Below are 15,377 nucleotides of genomic sequence, written 5' to 3' on the forward strand. Positions count from 1 at the left end.
ATAAAATTTTGCAATTACTTGAGAAATTACTCTTCTTCGCCTAATTCACCCATTGCCATTACGCTAAAGCCTGCATCAACGTGTAATACTTCGCCTGTTACACCTGAAGCTAAGTCTGAACATAAGAACGCAGCTGAATTACCCACATCGTCAATAGTAACAGTACGGCGTAGTGCGGCAGTTTTCTCAAATGTTGAAAGCATTTTCTTGAAGTTTTTGATGCCTGAGGCGGCTAATGTACGGATTGGACCAGCTGAAATAGCATTGACACGAATGCCGTCTTTACCTAAATCGGCTGCCATTACACGAGTGGCTGCTTCTAGCGATGCTTTTGCTAAACACATTACATTGTAGTTAGGAATGGCACGTTCAGCACCTAAATAGCTCAATGTTAAAAGTGACGCATTTTCATTTAAGAACGGGCGAGCGGCTTGTGCCATTGCAACAAAGCTATAAGCACTGATATCGTGTGCAATACGGTATCCTTCACGAGTTGCTGCGTTTACATAATCGCCATCTAATTGATCACCTGGTGCAAATGCAATTGCGTGAACGAAACCATCAAATTTTTCCCAATGTTGGCTTAATGCCTGAAAGCACTCTGTAATGCTTTCATCTGTTGAAACATCTAATGGGAGAATAATGTCTGAACCAAATTCTTTAGCAAACTCTTCAACACGAGGTTTTAATTTATCATTTAAGTAGGTGAAAGCTAATTCTGCACCTTGTTGTTTCATTGCATTTGCAATACCGTAAGCAATTGAACGGTTACTTGCTAAACCTGTTACTAAGATACGTTTGCCAGTTAAAATACCCATAAAAATTCCTCTATTTGTATTAATTGGGGGTCAAAATTTTGTCGATTATAGCGGATATAGTGAATATCGGCAAATGGAGTTGATGGCTCATCGGATCAGAAATCCCTTCTTTAAAAATCAAGAAGGGATTTTTCAAACGTTACGCTGTTGTTTGGGTAATAATATTTTGTTGGGGTTTGATTGCACCAGCTAATTTAGCCAATTCTTCCATACAGTTAATATGAATATATTTTCCCTGTACGGATATCATACCACTTTTTTGGAAGCGACCAAGTAAGCGGCTAATCGTTTCAATAGTAAGCCCTAAATAATTGCCAATATCGCCACGAGTCATAGTTAAGCGAAATTCTTTGGCTGAAAATCCGCGAGCAGAATAACGTTGGGAAAGATTATATAGGAAAGCGGCCAGCTTTTCTTCCGCATTCATTTTAGAGAGTAACAAGATCATTTCTTGATCGCTTTTAATTTCATTACTCATTAAACGCATAATTTGGTGACGGATTTTGGGCATTTTGCCTGCGAGATCATCTAAAATTTCAAACGGAATTTCGCAGATCATTGAAGTTTCTAAGGCTTGAGCATAGCCTTCGTGCTGCATATTGATAATGGCATCAAAACCAATTAAGTCTCCAGGCAGATGAAAGCCTGTAATTTGTTCCTCACCACTTTCACTTAATGTGTAGGCTTTTAATGTGCCAGAACGAATTGCATAAAGAGAGCGAAGTTCATCGCCAGATTTGAATATTACTTGGGATTTTTGGACTGGTTTTTTACGCTCAATAATATTATCAAGCTGTGTTAGCTCACTTTCATTTAGTGTAAAAGGTAAGCATAGCTGACTGATGCTACAATTCTGACAATGAATTGTGCAAGTATGGCGTCCGCTAATCTTCGATTCTGATACAATTTTCATATATTCAACCTTAGAAGATTAGAAAAATTTTTCTAAAATTTGATTTAGAGCAAAGTCTATCATCAAATTTAGAATGAAGCAAAGTTATAGTTTATTAGAAGAAAAGTTTAGCAACTTGAAACGTAGTAAAAAGAAAATATTGGTACATTTTCAATTTTGCGATCTACTTCAAATTTTTATTTTGAACGGTATGTTAGTATAACTTAAACTTTTAAGACAAGTCTAAAAGGAGATGATTATGTATAAACATATTTTAGTGGCCGTTGATCTTTCAGAAGAAAGTTTGGTATTAGTTCGAAAAGGTGCAGGATTAGCCGAAAAATGCGGAGCTAAATTATCACTTATTCACGTTGATGTTAATTTTGCTGACTTATATACAGGGTTGATTGATATTAATATGTCTTCTGTACAAGATGGCACGATGGCAGAAACGAATTCCGCATTGGCAGAATTAGCAACTAAAGTGGATTATCCTGTATCAGATTGTTTAAATGGCACTGGCGATTTTAGCCAAGTGCTGGAAGAAGCGGTAGAAAAACATAATGTAGATTTATTGATCACAGGTCACCATCAAGATTTTTGGAGCAAATTTATGTCCTCAACTCGTCAAGTAATGAATAATATTACGGTTGATATGTTAGTTGTTCCATTAGCCGATGAATAAATAGTGTAAATTTTTGCATAAAATGAACCGCTTGAAGGTTTGCCTTCTCTACAAGCGGTCATTTTTTAGCAAAATTTTGCAAAAATCCTTTAATTATCAAAAAATAAGCCGAACTTAACTAACAAAATAATATAAAAAATGTGTAAAATAGAGATAAATCAACGTTTATCTTCTATTTAAAAAGAGTATTTTAATGAAAACAACTTCAGAAATCAGACAATCTTTTTTAGCGTTTTTCGAAACTAAAGGACATACCATTGTACCTAGTAGCTCTCTTGTGCCTGAAAATGACCCAACATTGTTATTTACCAACGCAGGAATGAATCAATTCAAAGATGTTTTTCTTGGTTTAGAAAAACGTCCTTATACCCGAGCAACCACAGCTCAACGCTGTGTGCGTGCTGGCGGTAAACATAATGACTTAGAAAATGTAGGTTATACCGCTCGCCATCATACTTTCTTTGAGATGATGGGAAATTTCAGTTTTGGTGACTATTTCAAACAAGATGCAATCAAATTTGGCTGGGAATATTTAACGTCGCCACAATGGCTAGGTTTACCGAAAGAAAAATTGTACGTTACGGTTTATGAAACTGACGACGAAGCATACGATATTTGGCACAAAGAAGTTGGTGTTCCAACAGATCATATTATTCGTATTGGCGACAATAAAGGAGCGCCTTACGCTTCTGATAATTTCTGGGCAATGGGTGATACAGGTCCTTGCGGACCTTGTACCGAAATTTTCTACGATCACGGTCCAGAACATTGGGGTGGTTTGCCAGGCACGCCAGAAGAGGATGGTGATCGCTATATTGAAGTTTGGAATATCGTATTTATGCAGTTTAACCGTTTAGCAGATGGCACAATGGAAAAATTACCAAAGCCATCGGTAGATACAGGTATGGGCTTAGAGCGTATGACGGCGGTAATGCAACACGTAAACTCTAACTATGAAACCGATATTTTCCAAACGCTGATTAAAGAAACGGCAAATTTATTAAATGTACAAGATTTAGATAATAAATCACTACGTGTGATTGCCGACCATATTCGTGCTTGTTCATACTTAGTTGCTGATGGCGTTTTGCCATCTAACGAAGGGCGTGGTTATGTGTTACGCCGTATTATTCGCAGAGCAGTACGCCATGGTAATTTATTAGGTGCTAAATCAGCATTCTTCTATCAATTAGTACCAATTTTAGCAAAAGTGATGGGAGATGCTGGTGAAGTTGTTGCACAAAAACTAGACCTTGTTCAAAAAGCCCTAAAAACGGAAGAAGAACAATTTGCACGTACATTAGAGCGTGGCTTAACGCTGTTAGAAGAGGCGTTAGCAAAAGTGGAAAATAACACACTTTCTGGTGATGTTGCATTTAAACTTTATGATACTTACGGATTTCCACTAGATTTAACGGCTGATGTTTGTCGTGAGCGAAATATTACTATTGATGAAAAAGGCTTTGAAGCGGAAATGACCGCTCAGCGTGAGCGTGCAAAAGCTAACAGTAATTTTGGCGTAGATTATAATAATGTCATCAAAATAGATGGCCAAACGAAGTTCTTAGGTTATGAACAAACAGCACATAATGCAAAAGTAGTGGGGCTATTCTGTAATGGAGTTGCCGTAGAAAAAATTGAATCAGGCGATGATGCGGTGGTGATTTTAGACCAAACGCCGTTTTATGCAGAATCAGGCGGTCAAATCGGCGATGCGGGTGAGATTAGCTCACCTCTCGGTTTATTCCAAGTGAATGACACTCAAAAATATGGACAGGTTTGGGGACATATCGGGAAGCTTAATGGCGGTGTTTTAGCGATTGGTGATGTGGTTTCTGCTTTAGTAAATGTTGAACGCCGTCAAGCTATTAGCTCAAACCATAGTGCTACCCACTTGCTTCATTCGGCACTTCGCCAAGTATTAGGGGAACACGTAGCACAAAAAGGATCGCTGGTATCTGATAGTAGCCTGCGTTTTGACTTCTCCCAGCCAGAGGCGATAACTAAAGCGGACTTAGAAGAAATAGAGCGTATTGTGAATGCGAAAATACGTGAAAATATTCAAGTTCAAATTGAAACAATGGGCATTGAACAAGCGAAAGAAAAAGGGGCAATGGCATTATTTGGCGAAAAATACGGCGATGTAGTGCGTGTAGTCGAAATGGGACCATTCTCAATTGAGTTATGTGGCGGCATACATATAAGACAAACAGGTGATATAGGCTTGTTCAAATTTGTCTCTGAAGGGGCTGTTGCGGCAGGTATTCGTCGTGTAGAAGCCGTAACAGGGGAAAATGCAATTATGTTACTGCACAGCCAGCAACAAGTATTAAACCAAATTGCTGATCTTCTTAAAGCAGATCAAGCCTCTATTGTTGAAAAAGTTCAACAACTACAAGATAAAGTCAAAAAAGCGGAGAAAGAGCTACAAAACTTAAAAGAAAAGCAAGCAACGCAAGCGGGTGGAGAATTGGCAAAATCTGCAAAACAGATCAATGGCGTAAATGTCATTGTTGAAAAATTGAATAATGTAGATAGCAAAGCACTCCGTATCATCGTAGATGACTTGAAAAATCAACTTGGTTCTGGCGTTATTGCTTTTGTAACCGAGGTAGAAGGTAAAGTAAATTTGATTGTAGGTGTAACTAAAGATTTAACCGCTAAACTGAATGCTGGAGAATTAGTTGGTTTAATGGCGGTTGAAGTTGGAGGAAAAGGTGGTGGCAGGGCAGATATGGCTATGGCAGGCGGCACTGAAACACAAAATATTCCTCAAGCACTAAAAGTTGCCCAAGAGTGGATTGCTCAAAAACTTTAAAAAAATAATAACAAGGCGAGATAAATTCGCCTTTAAACTTTACTCTAATGGAGTGATAACTTAGTAAGGAGACAATTATGCTTATTCTAACTCGTAAAATTGGGGAAGTTTTGCTCGTAGGGGATGATGTTGAGATTACGGTACTCAGCATACGAGGAAACCAAGTGAAGCTGGGTGTGAATGCACCGAAAGAGATTTCAGTACATCGCCAAGAAATTTATGAAAGGATTAAAGCCTCAAAAGAGGATAAATTTTAATTCATTAATTATAAGGATTTAAAATGAAAGTGATAATTCCTGTTGCAGGTCTTGGTACTCGTATGTTACCTGCAACAAAAGCAATTCCCAAAGAAATGCTTACCCTTGCCGACAAGCCGTTAATTCAATATATCATTAATGAATGTGTGGCAGCAGATTTTAAAGAAATTGTTCTAGTCACGCATTCCTCTAAGAACGCTATTGAAAACCACTTTGATACTTCTTTTGAATTAGAAACTATGCTTGAAAAGCGTGTTAAACGCCAGTTATTAGATGAAGTTCGTTCGATTATTCCAAAAGATGTGCGATTAATTCACGTTCGTCAAGGTCAAGCTAAAGGGTTAGGTCACGCTGTTTTATGTGGACGAGCGGTAGTGGGTAATGAGCCTTTTGCTGTTGTTTTGCCTGATGTTTTATTAGGTGATTTTACAGCTAACCAAAAAACAGAAAACTTAGCGGCTATGGTTAAACGTTTCAAGGAAACTGGCCATAGTCAGATTATGGTTGCACCTGTGCCAATTGAAAATGTAAGCAGTTACGGTGTGGCGGACTGTAATGGAATCAATATCCCGTTAGGCGGATCGGCACCTATTGCGAAAATGGTAGAAAAACCGAATGTGGAAGAAGCCCCGTCTAACTTAGCCGTTGTAGGACGTTATGTTTTCTCAGCCAATATTTGGGATTTATTAGAGCGAACACCTGTAGGCGTTGGTGATGAAATTCAGCTAACCGATGCGATTGATATGCTTATTCAGCAAGAAACGGTGGAGGCTTTCAATATGACAGGTCGTTCTTTTGACTGTGGTGATAAAGTAGGTTATATGCAAGCCTTTGTGGAGTACAGTTTAAACCACGATAAGTGCGGGAAAGCGTTTAAAACTTTTATTAAAGATTTAGCAAAATCACTGTAACTAAAAATTACTATGAATAATAGGCAGCATAGTGCTGTCTATTTTATTTGAATAATAATTCTTGCTCTAAATCTTCAATTGCTTTTATACATTTCATTTTTCGATATTCTGTTTCCACAATTTGATTTTGCAACGCCTGCCTCAAAATTTCACTGTCCTCATTATAATTTTTCTCCACTAACCAGCTCATTTTTTCATTCAATGCTCGTAATGCTTTGCGATATTCCTTCAAGCGGTTATGTGGTGAAAGACGATGAATGTTGGGCGAAAATTGAAAAGAAGGGCGGAATTTTGCAGCTTTTTTTTGTTCTGGCATTTTTTCAATCGCATTATTTAGGGTATCAAATTGCTTAATCAATTTATCAGCATAAAATTCACTGTATGAAATATCGTTTTGACCTAATAATAGTTCGGCTGTTTGTTCAATTTCAGTAAGAAAAAAGCTGACTAAGCCTGATTGTTTAGAGAAATAGGCAGAATTAAGGGTAATTTTTTGTTCAGAAAATGATGCCAAGACAGCTAAATTTTTTTTTATTTGAGCAAGGAAAAGGTGTTTTTGCATAGTTATAACTTTATCATCAATAGAGGCTATGCCATTTTATATTAACTTGCTACAAAAGCAATGCTGGGTTACAAGCGGTGGAAATTTTCTCATTTTTTGCAAATTGAGCAAAAAACAAGCGAAAGGTTCTATTTTTGATTAAAATACAATCAGAATTGTAAAATGAATGAACTTTTTATGCATTTTATAATGCACAAAATAGAATTATAAAAAAGCCTTATTTTTCAATGAATTACGAAATTTTAAAATATGGAGTGATAATGAAGAAATTCTCTAAATGAAAAATTAGCCATTTAACTTATTGATTTATAAAGGGTATTTCTATGTATGGAAAAGGAACTAATCTATTGACATCAACTTTTGTTTTTGAGATTATGCTCACGCAAATAGTATGAGCCATTATAGCGAATACATTGTGATTTAGGGTGTTGCTCTATACCTTAAAGAGAGTAATAGCTTGTCTATACAACATATAAAAATCTAAGGTGAAAATTATGAAAAAAACATTAGTTGCATTAGCAGTAACTGCATTCGCAGCGTCTGCATCTGCGGTAACAGTTTATGAAGCAGAAGGTTCAAAAATTGATTTCTATGGTTCTGCTCGTGTTCTTGTAGAGAAGAAAACACAAAAAGTAGAAAAAGTAGATGGCGTAAAAAAGGGTAATGATAACACAAAATTACGCAATCAAGGCACTCGTTTTGGTGTAAAAGTAAAGCACGCACTAAGTGATGATGGTTTTTACGCATTAGGTGAAGTGCAAGTTCGCTTCAAAAACAACCAAAACTCTGGCTTCGGTGATGCTTATGCACATAAAGCTTATGTAGGTTTAGGTCAAAAAGAGTTTGGTCAAGTTACTTTCGGTAAACAATCTGTGATTGCTGATGACGTAGGTTTAGCAAATGACTACGTATATGGTTTATTACGTGACTATGTACCAACTTCTAGCACCAGTGCAATTCGTTATGACTATCAAGGCATTGAAGGTTTAACATTAAGTGCTAACTACAACTTTGCTCAAAGCGAAGAAAATGACGGTGAAGCATTAGAAAAAATTAAAAACGGCTACGGTTTTGGTGCAGTTTACGAAGTAAATAACTGGATTTTCCAAGGTGCTTTCGGTCGCACACATTTCAAATCAAACTCAGCGGATAAAATTCGTGCAAACGCTTTTGATGCAGCAATCGGCTACAATGCAAGTGATGTGGTATTAGTAGGTGTTGATGGCGGTTACGAAGTGAAGAAAACGGGTTTAGCTAAAAACAGACAATACTACGTTGGCCCAATGGTTAAAGTTGACTTAACAGATAAATCATCTGTTTACGCTAACTATAGATATGGTAGTGCTAAAGATAACAGTAACAAGAAAACCAAATCTCACGGTTTCTTAGCAGGGACTGATTACAAATTCCACAAAAACGTAGTGGCTTTCGTTGAAGGTAAATATTCGACAGAAAGAGATCATTTTTCAGATGGTACTCGTTCAGGTAAAACAACAGAGAAAGCGATTGGTGTAGGTTTACGTGTAAACTGGTAATCGCTGATTGTAATATTGAACCCCTAACAACTAAAATTGTTAGGGGTTTTATTTTGCCAATTTTTAAGAAAAAATGACCGCTTGTAAGAAAAAGAATTTCTTAATCGTTCTAGTATTTCATTATTTTTCGGATAGAATATAACCATTATTTTTAATATAAGAGGTGAAAAATGACAAAGGTGTATAACTTCAGTGCAGGGCCGGCAATGATGCCGAAAAAAGTGTTAGAAAAAGCACAAGAAGAATTATTAAATTGGCTGGAGCAAGGCACATCGGTAATGGAAGTGAGCCATCGTGGTAAATTATTTGTGGAATTGGCTGCCCAGTCTGAAGCTGATTTACGTAAACTTTATAATGTGCCCGAAAATTACCGTATTCTATTTTTACAGGGCGGAGCAAGAGGGCAATTTGCCGCTATTCCAATGAATCTTATTGGACAAAAAGGTAAAGCACTTTATTTAAACTCAGGGCATTGGTCGGCAACTGCTGCGAAAGAAGCTCGTCATTTTGCTGAAATTGATGAAATTAATATTTTAGAGACTGAACCACAATTAAAAGTAAATCGTTTAGATTTTAGCGATATTAGCGAACAATACGACTATGTGCATTACTGCACAAACGAAACCATTAGTGGTGTGGAAATTTTTGATATTCCCAATGTGGGTAACACGCCACTAGTGGCGGATATGTCATCAAATATTCTAGCCCGTGGCATTGATATCAGTAAGTTTGGCATAATCTATGCAGGTGCGCAGAAAAACCTAGGGCCAGCAGGGATTACGATTGTTATTATCCGTGATGATTTAATAGGTAAGGCACGTAAAGACACCCCATCTATTTGGAATTATGCAATACAGCGTGACGCTGATTCGATGATTAATACGCCACCTACATTTGCGTGGTATTTATGTTCATTGGTATTTAAACACTTATTGGCAGAGGGTGGATTAGAAGCAACTGAAGAGCGTAATTTAGCTAAAGCATCGCTATTGTATGATTATTTGGATAGCTCAACATTCTATTACAACACGGTAGCGAAAGAAAACCGTTCTTGGATGAATGTGACTTTCACTACAGGCAACGATGAGCTAAATGCAAAATTTGTGAGTGAAGCAACCGCTTGTGGCTTACAAGCGTTGAAAGGGCATAAAGTGCTAGGGGGAATGAGAGCCTCAATTTATAACGCAATGCCAATTGAAGGCGTTAAAGCATTGATTGAATTTATGAAAGCGTTTGAACAGCGTAATGCTTAAGCTGTTTACAAGCGGTTAAATTTATTTAATTTTTTGCAAAACTTTCTATTTTTTTAACCGCTTGTTGGGGTAGCTCAACAAGCGGTTAAAATTTTTCAATTTTTTGCAAATCTTATGATTTATCCATCGACTCAAAATCACGTTCGGTATGCCCTGTGTAGATCTGGCGAGGACGAACGATTTTGATATTGCCTTGTAGATACATCTCTTTCCAGTGTGCAATCCAGCCAACCGTTCTTGCTAAAGCAAACATTACCGTGAACATTGAAGTTGGAATACCAATCGCTTTTAATACGATACCAGAGTAGAAATCTACATTTGGATAAAGTTTATGCTCAATGAAGTAAGGATCGTTTAGTGCGATTTTTTCTAGCTCTAGTGCAACTTCAAATAATGGATTATCAATATTCAGCTCTTTTAATACTTCGTGGCAGGTTTCACGCATTACTTTCGCACGAGGATCGTAATTTTTATAGACGCGATGTCCAAAGCCCATCAAACGGAATGGGTCATTTTTATCTTTGGCTCGAGCGATAAATTCAGGAATCCTATCTACAGTACCAATTTCTTCTAACATATTAATACAAGCTTCGTTTGCACCGCCGTGTGCAGGCCCCCAAAGAGAGGCAATCCCTGCTGCAATACAGGCAAAAGGATTCGCACCAGAAGAGGCTGCCGTACGCACTGTTGAAGTAGAGGCATTTTGTTCGTGGTCGGCGTGTAAAATGAAAATTCTATCTAATGCACGTTCTAATACTGGATTGACTTCATAAGGCTCACAAGGGGTTGCAAACATCATATATAAGAAATTACCTGCATAAGATAAATTATTTTGTGGGAACATAAACGGCTGACCGATGGAGTATTTGTAACACATCGCAGCGAGAGTTGGAATTTTAGCTAATAATCGAATTGCAGTAAGTTCACGGTGCGCTTGGTTATTAACATCAATGGAGTCGTGATAGAAAGCCGCTAATGCACCACTTACACCACACATTACCGCCATAGGGTGAGAATCTCGGCGGAAACCAGAGAAGAACTTAGTGAGCTGTTCGTGTACTAACGTGTGTTTTTTGATAAGCTGAATAAAGTCATTATATTCTTCTTTGGTAGGGCGTTCCCCAAATAAGAGCATATAGCTTACTTCTAAGTAGTCAGAATTTTTTGCCAGTTGATTAATCGGGTAGCCGCGATAGAGTAAAACACCTTTGTCGCCATCTACATAAGTAATGCTTGATTCACAAACGGCCGTTGAAACTAAGCCAGGGTCGTAAGCGAACAATTTATGTTTTGAAAAAGGTTTAATATCAACGTTTTGATACCCTAGTGAGCCTTTTTTCATAGCAAGTTCAATTTTTTCACCTGTTTCTAGTGTTAATGTTACTGCTGACATACATACTCCTTTTCTAATTTTAGCTTCCCAATAAACTAGATTATTTTTAACAGAATAACAATATTTTTTTATAATTCATTTACAAAATGTGCGATGGATCACAAATCTTTTCTTAGAGAACTTTCTTTATTTACATTTACAGATTTCCTGTTTATAGTTGATTTGTTATTCAATCATAAACATTTATTTTTCGTCACGACAAGGGGGAGAAAATGCAAACACAAGTCCAAATTCCACAAGGCGAAACCATTCAACTAAATCAAGACGGCTCATTGCAAGTGCCTGATAATCCTATTATCCCATTCATTGAAGGTGATGGTATCGGTGTTGATGTCACCCCTGCAATGAAAGCAGTATTAGATGCTGCCGTTGAAAAAGCTTATCAAGGCAAGCGTAAAATTGCTTGGATGGAAATTTATGCTGGTGAGAAAGCAAATGAACGCTATGGTGAAAATACTTGGCTTCCAGATGAAACACTCGATCTCATTCGTCAATATCACGTTGCAATTAAAGGCCCTTTAATGACACCTGTCGGCGGTGGTATTCGTTCTTTAAATGTAGCAATGCGTCAAGGGTTAGATTTATATAACTGCTTACGCCCAATTCGTTATTACGACGGTACACCTAGCCCAGTTAAACAGCCTGAATTAATTGATATGGTGATTTTTCGTGAAAATTCTGAAGATATTTACGCTGGTGTAGAGTGGGTGGCAGGCTCCCCTGAAGCGAATAAAGTGATTGAATTTTTACAACAAGAAATGGGCGTAAAAAAAATCCGCTTTACTGAAGATTGCGGTATCGGCATTAAACCTGTTTCTAAGCAAGGTACGCAACGCTTAGTGCGTGCAGCATTGCAATATGTGATTGATAATAATCGTAAATCACTTACCCTTGTGCATAAAGGTAATATTATGAAATTTACCGAAGGGGCATTTAAAGAGTGGGGCTATCAAGTGGCGGAAGAATTTGGTGCAAAATTAATTGATAAAGGCCCTTGGATGAGTTTAGCTCACCCCAAAACTGGCGAGGAAATCATTATTAAAGACTGCATTGCTGACGCATTCTTACAAGAAATTTTATTACACCCAGCAGAATATGATGTAATCGCAACCCTTAACTTAAATGGTGACTATATTTCTGATGCATTAGCGGCTCAAGTTGGCGGCATTGGTATTTCTCCAGGAGCGAATATTGGTTTTGATAGTGCAATTTTTGAAGCTACGCACGGCACCGCTCCCAAAATTGCAGGGCATAATAAAGGTAACCCAGGGTCATTAATTTTAAGTGGTGAAATGATGTTACGCCATTTAGGCTGGGTTGAAGCAGCAGATTTAGTCGTTAAAGCTGTCTCTAAAACGATTATGGATAAAACCGTTACCTTTGATTTTGCAGAAATGTTAGAGGGTGCAACATTACGCTCAACATCAGAGTTTGCACAAGATATTATTGCAAATATGTAATTCAAGGAAGGATAAGGAGTAATTTATGGCAAATTTTATAGAAAACTATCAACAGCAGGTTGATGAGCGTGCAAAGTTGGGGGTTGTGCCACAGCCATTAACGGCAGAGCAAACCGCACAGTTAGTTGAGCTGCTTAAAAATCCACCAGAGGAACAAGCGGTCTTTTTATTGGAACTTTTTGAAAATCGTATTCCAGCGGGTGTTGATGAAGCCGCTTATGTTAAAGCGGCATTTCTAGCTGATCTTGTAAAGGGCACCACTTCATCGCCACTTATTTCGCCCACTCACGCCGTGAAATTATTAGGCACAATGCAGGGAGGATATAATATTGAAACCTTGCTTTTAGCATTAGATAAACCTGAACTAGCCTCTGTTGCGGTAGAGGCTTTATCTAAAACTTTATTGATGTTTGATAATTTCCATGATGTGCAGGAAAAAGCAGAACGTGGCAATGCATTTGCAAAACAAGTTTTAGCATCGTGGGCAAATGCAGATTGGTTTACCTCTCGCCCTAAACTTGCTGAAAAATTGACTGTGACGGTGTTTAAGGTAACAGGTGAAACAAATACAGACGATCTTTCTCCAGCCCAAGATGCTTGGTCTCGCCCTGATATTCCACTTCACGCTCAAGCAATGCTTAAAAATGAACGTGATGGTATTTTCCCTGATGATAATGGGCAAGTTGGTCCAGTAAAACAGTTAGAAGCATTGAAGGAAAAAGGTTTTCCACTGGCTTATGTAGGGGATGTTGTAGGCACTGGCTCATCTCGCAAATCTGCGACTAACTCTGTTCTTTGGTTTATGGGGGAAGATATTCCGTATATCCCCAATAAACGTGCAGGTGGTATCGTATTAGGTGGTAAAATTGCCCCGATTTTCTTTAATACACTTGAAGACGCTGGTTCTTTACCTATCGAGGTGGATGTTACGCAACTTAATATGGGTGATGTGATCGATATTTACCCTTACGAGGGTAAAATTTGTAAGCACAATTCTGATGAGGTATTGGCTGAGTTTGAATTAAAAACCGATGTATTATTGGATGAAGTCCGTGCAGGCGGTCGAATTCCACTCATTATTGGACGAGGTTTAACCCACAAAGCAAGAGTGGCTCTTGGTCTGCCCGAAAGTGAGATATTTATCAAACCGCAAGCTGTTTCAGACAGCGATAAAGGCTATACACTTGCCCAGAAAATGGTTGGGCGTGCTTGTGGGGTTGAGGGGGTTCGCCCTGGTCAATATTGTGAACCAAGAATGACCTCTGTTGGCTCTCAAGATACCACAGGTCCAATGACAAGAGATGAGTTAAAAGATTTAGCTTGCTTAGGCTTCTCGGCTGATTTAGTTATGCAGTCATTTTGCCATACCGCGGCTTATCCAAAACCAGTTGATGTAGTCACACACCATACATTACCTGATTTTATTATGAATCGTGGTGGCGTTTCACTTCGTCCAGGCGATGGTGTTATCCACTCTTGGTTAAACCGTATGTTATTGCCTGATACGGTTGGTACAGGTGGCGATTCTCATACTCGTTTCCCAATCGGGATTTCATTCCCTGCAGGTTCTGGTTTAGTCGCATTTGCAGCCGCAACTGGCGTGATGCCGTTAGATATGCCAGAATCCGTTTTAGTCCGTTTTTCAGGCACAATGCAACCAGGTATTACACTACGCGATTTAGTTCACGCGATTCCCTATTATGCAATTAAGCAAGGGTTATTAACCGTTGAGAAAAAAGGTAAGAAAAACATTTTCTCTGGGCGTATTCTTGAAATCGAGGGTTTAGAAGATTTAAAAATCGAACAAGCCTTTGAGCTATCCGACGCTTCTGCAGAGCGTTCTGCAGCAGCTTGTACTATCAAACTGAATAAAGAACCCATCATTGAATATCTAAACTCTAACATTACGCTATTAAAATGGATGATCGCAGAAGGTTATGATGATAAACGTACTCTTGAGCGTCGTATTGCTAATATGCAAGCGTGGTTAGATAATCCGCTGTTATTAGAAGCGGATGAAAATGCAGAATATGCGGCAATTATTGATATCAACCTAGATGAAATTAACGAGCCGATTGTATGTGTGCCAAATGATCCAGATGATGCTCGCCTGCTTTCTGAAGTGCAAGGCGATACCATTGATGAAGTCTTTATCGGTTCTTGTATGACCAATATCGGACATTTCCGTGCGGCAGGTAAATTGCTAAGCCAAGAGAAAGGGGAGTTACCGACTAAACTCTGGATTGCACCGCCAACGAAAATGGACGCCGCTTTATTGACCGAGGAAGGTTATTACAGTATCTATGGTAAAAGTGGGGCAAGGGTTGAAATGCCAGGCTGCTCGCTCTGTATGGGCAACCAAGCCCGCGTTGCGAATAATGCAAATGTGGTTTCAACCTCAACCCGAAACTTCCCGAACCGTTTAGGGCAAGGTGCAAATGTGTATTTAGCCTCAGCGGAATTGGCGGCAGTTTCTGCCTTGTTAGGTAAATTACCTACACCAGAAGAGTATCTTGGTTATGTAAACGGTCTGCAAAAAGACAAAGACGACATCTATCGCTATATGAACTTTGACCAAATCAGCAGTTATGTGAAAAAAGCGGATAATGTGATTGTGCAAGTAGCTGTTTAATTATACAAACAGAACCTTTGCTTTTTTAATCAGCACGTTATTTTTTGAAATAAGATAATGTGCTGATTTTTTATGCGCCATTTACAAGCGGTCTAAATGTCTTTATTTTTTGCAAATTTCAATAAAAAAACAACCGCTTGCAGTTGCAACTTTCCACTTAA

The 15,377-nt window shown here is 38.3% G+C and carries 12 protein-coding genes; 8 read left to right on the top strand and 4 right to left on the bottom strand.

The features are described from left to right. Positions 1 to 26 precede the first annotated feature (26 nt). Complete coding sequence (locus GM698_RS10300; RefSeq protein ID WP_159630155.1) at positions 27 to 818, bottom strand: enoyl-ACP reductase; 792 nt, start codon at positions 816 to 818, stop codon at positions 27 to 29. A gap of 139 nt (positions 819 to 957) precedes the next feature. Next, positions 958 to 1,731 carry an FNR family transcription factor gene (locus tag GM698_RS10305; protein WP_159630157.1) on the bottom strand — a complete coding sequence of 258 codons (774 nt, stop codon included), beginning with the start codon at positions 1,729 to 1,731 and terminating at the stop codon, positions 958 to 960. 238 nt (positions 1,732 to 1,969) lie between these two features. On the opposite strand from GM698_RS10305, the gene GM698_RS10310 reads away from it, so the two are divergent. The 4 genes from GM698_RS10310 to galU all read left to right on the top strand — a co-directional run bounded on the left by GM698_RS10310 (position 1,970) and on the right by galU (position 6,381). Beyond that, positions 1,970 to 2,395, top strand: coding sequence for a universal stress protein (locus tag GM698_RS10310; RefSeq protein ID WP_159630159.1), 426 nt, complete (start codon positions 1,970 to 1,972; stop codon positions 2,393 to 2,395). Between the two features lie 193 nt (positions 2,396 to 2,588). Then, the gene (alaS, locus tag GM698_RS10315; RefSeq protein WP_176808448.1) at positions 2,589 to 5,213 is read left to right on the top strand and encodes an alanine--tRNA ligase; all 2,625 of its coding nucleotides are present in this window, start codon (positions 2,589 to 2,591) and stop codon (positions 5,211 to 5,213) included. A gap of 77 nt (positions 5,214 to 5,290) precedes the next feature. Continuing rightward, positions 5,291 to 5,470 (top strand): carbon storage regulator CsrA, encoded by a 180-nt coding sequence (csrA, locus tag GM698_RS10320; protein ID WP_176808447.1) that lies wholly within the window; start codon positions 5,291 to 5,293, stop codon positions 5,468 to 5,470. Positions 5,471 to 5,493: 23 nt separating this feature from the next. Next, on the top strand, positions 5,494 to 6,381 hold the full coding sequence (galU, locus tag GM698_RS10325; RefSeq protein ID WP_176812572.1) for a UTP--glucose-1-phosphate uridylyltransferase GalU: 888 nt from the start codon (positions 5,494 to 5,496) through the stop codon (positions 6,379 to 6,381). A 43-nt stretch (positions 6,382 to 6,424) separates the two neighbouring features. On the opposite strand, the gene priC is transcribed toward galU, so the two are convergent. Continuing rightward, on the bottom strand, positions 6,425 to 6,943 hold the full coding sequence (priC, locus tag GM698_RS10330) for a primosomal replication protein PriC (RefSeq protein ID WP_176812571.1): 519 nt from the start codon (positions 6,941 to 6,943) through the stop codon (positions 6,425 to 6,427). A gap of 494 nt (positions 6,944 to 7,437) precedes the next feature. On the opposite strand from priC, the gene GM698_RS10335 reads away from it, so the two are divergent. Next, entirely contained in the window at positions 7,438 to 8,478 is a 1,041-nt protein-coding gene (locus GM698_RS10335; protein WP_209289412.1) for a porin, read from the top strand. Between the two features lie 170 nt (positions 8,479 to 8,648). Then, positions 8,649 to 9,731: a 3-phosphoserine/phosphohydroxythreonine transaminase gene (gene serC, locus GM698_RS10340; protein WP_176809982.1), complete on the top strand. Its 1,083-nt coding sequence runs from the start codon at positions 8,649 to 8,651 to the stop codon at positions 9,729 to 9,731. A 112-nt stretch (positions 9,732 to 9,843) separates the two neighbouring features. On the opposite strand, the gene GM698_RS10345 is transcribed toward serC, so the two are convergent. Further along, complete coding sequence (locus GM698_RS10345; RefSeq protein WP_176808442.1) at positions 9,844 to 11,124, bottom strand: citrate synthase; 1,281 nt, start codon at positions 11,122 to 11,124, stop codon at positions 9,844 to 9,846. A 212-nt stretch (positions 11,125 to 11,336) separates the two neighbouring features. On the opposite strand from GM698_RS10345, the gene icd reads away from it, so the two are divergent. After that, positions 11,337 to 12,584, top strand: coding sequence for an NADP-dependent isocitrate dehydrogenase (icd, locus tag GM698_RS10350; protein WP_176808441.1), 1,248 nt, complete (start codon positions 11,337 to 11,339; stop codon positions 12,582 to 12,584). Positions 12,585 to 12,609: 25 nt separating this feature from the next. Next, positions 12,610 to 15,216 carry a bifunctional aconitate hydratase 2/2-methylisocitrate dehydratase gene (gene acnB / locus GM698_RS10355; protein ID WP_209289413.1) on the top strand — a complete coding sequence of 869 codons (2,607 nt, stop codon included), beginning with the start codon at positions 12,610 to 12,612 and terminating at the stop codon, positions 15,214 to 15,216. Positions 15,217 to 15,377: the final 161 nt, after the last annotated feature.

Origin of the sequence: Mannheimia sp. ZY171111, from assembly GCF_017750945.1 — a bacterium.
GTDB lineage: Bacteria > Pseudomonadota > Gammaproteobacteria > Enterobacterales > Pasteurellaceae > Mannheimia > Mannheimia pernigra.

What these genes read in the sequence shown, in the direction of transcription:
- GM698_RS10300 (WP_159630155.1), bottom strand. Translation starts at nt 818, where the DNA reads ATGGGTATTTTAACTGGCAAACGTATCTTAGTAACAGGTTTAGCAAGT.
- GM698_RS10305 (WP_159630157.1), bottom strand. Translation starts at nt 1,731, where the DNA reads ATGAAAATTGTATCAGAATCGAAGATTAGCGGACGCCATACTTGCACA.
- GM698_RS10310 (WP_159630159.1), top strand. Translation starts at nt 1,970, where the DNA reads ATGTATAAACATATTTTAGTGGCCGTTGATCTTTCAGAAGAAAGTTTG.
- alaS (WP_176808448.1), top strand. Translation starts at nt 2,589, where the DNA reads ATGAAAACAACTTCAGAAATCAGACAATCTTTTTTAGCGTTTTTCGAA.
- csrA (WP_176808447.1), top strand. Translation starts at nt 5,291, where the DNA reads ATGCTTATTCTAACTCGTAAAATTGGGGAAGTTTTGCTCGTAGGGGAT.
- galU (WP_176812572.1), top strand. Translation starts at nt 5,494, where the DNA reads ATGAAAGTGATAATTCCTGTTGCAGGTCTTGGTACTCGTATGTTACCT.
- priC (WP_176812571.1), bottom strand. Translation starts at nt 6,943, where the DNA reads ATGCAAAAACACCTTTTCCTTGCTCAAATAAAAAAAAATTTAGCTGTC.
- GM698_RS10335 (WP_209289412.1), top strand. Translation starts at nt 7,438, where the DNA reads ATGAAAAAAACATTAGTTGCATTAGCAGTAACTGCATTCGCAGCGTCT.
- serC (WP_176809982.1), top strand. Translation starts at nt 8,649, where the DNA reads ATGACAAAGGTGTATAACTTCAGTGCAGGGCCGGCAATGATGCCGAAA.
- GM698_RS10345 (WP_176808442.1), bottom strand. Translation starts at nt 11,124, where the DNA reads ATGTCAGCAGTAACATTAACACTAGAAACAGGTGAAAAAATTGAACTT.
- icd (WP_176808441.1), top strand. Translation starts at nt 11,337, where the DNA reads ATGCAAACACAAGTCCAAATTCCACAAGGCGAAACCATTCAACTAAAT.
- acnB (WP_209289413.1), top strand. Translation starts at nt 12,610, where the DNA reads ATGGCAAATTTTATAGAAAACTATCAACAGCAGGTTGATGAGCGTGCA.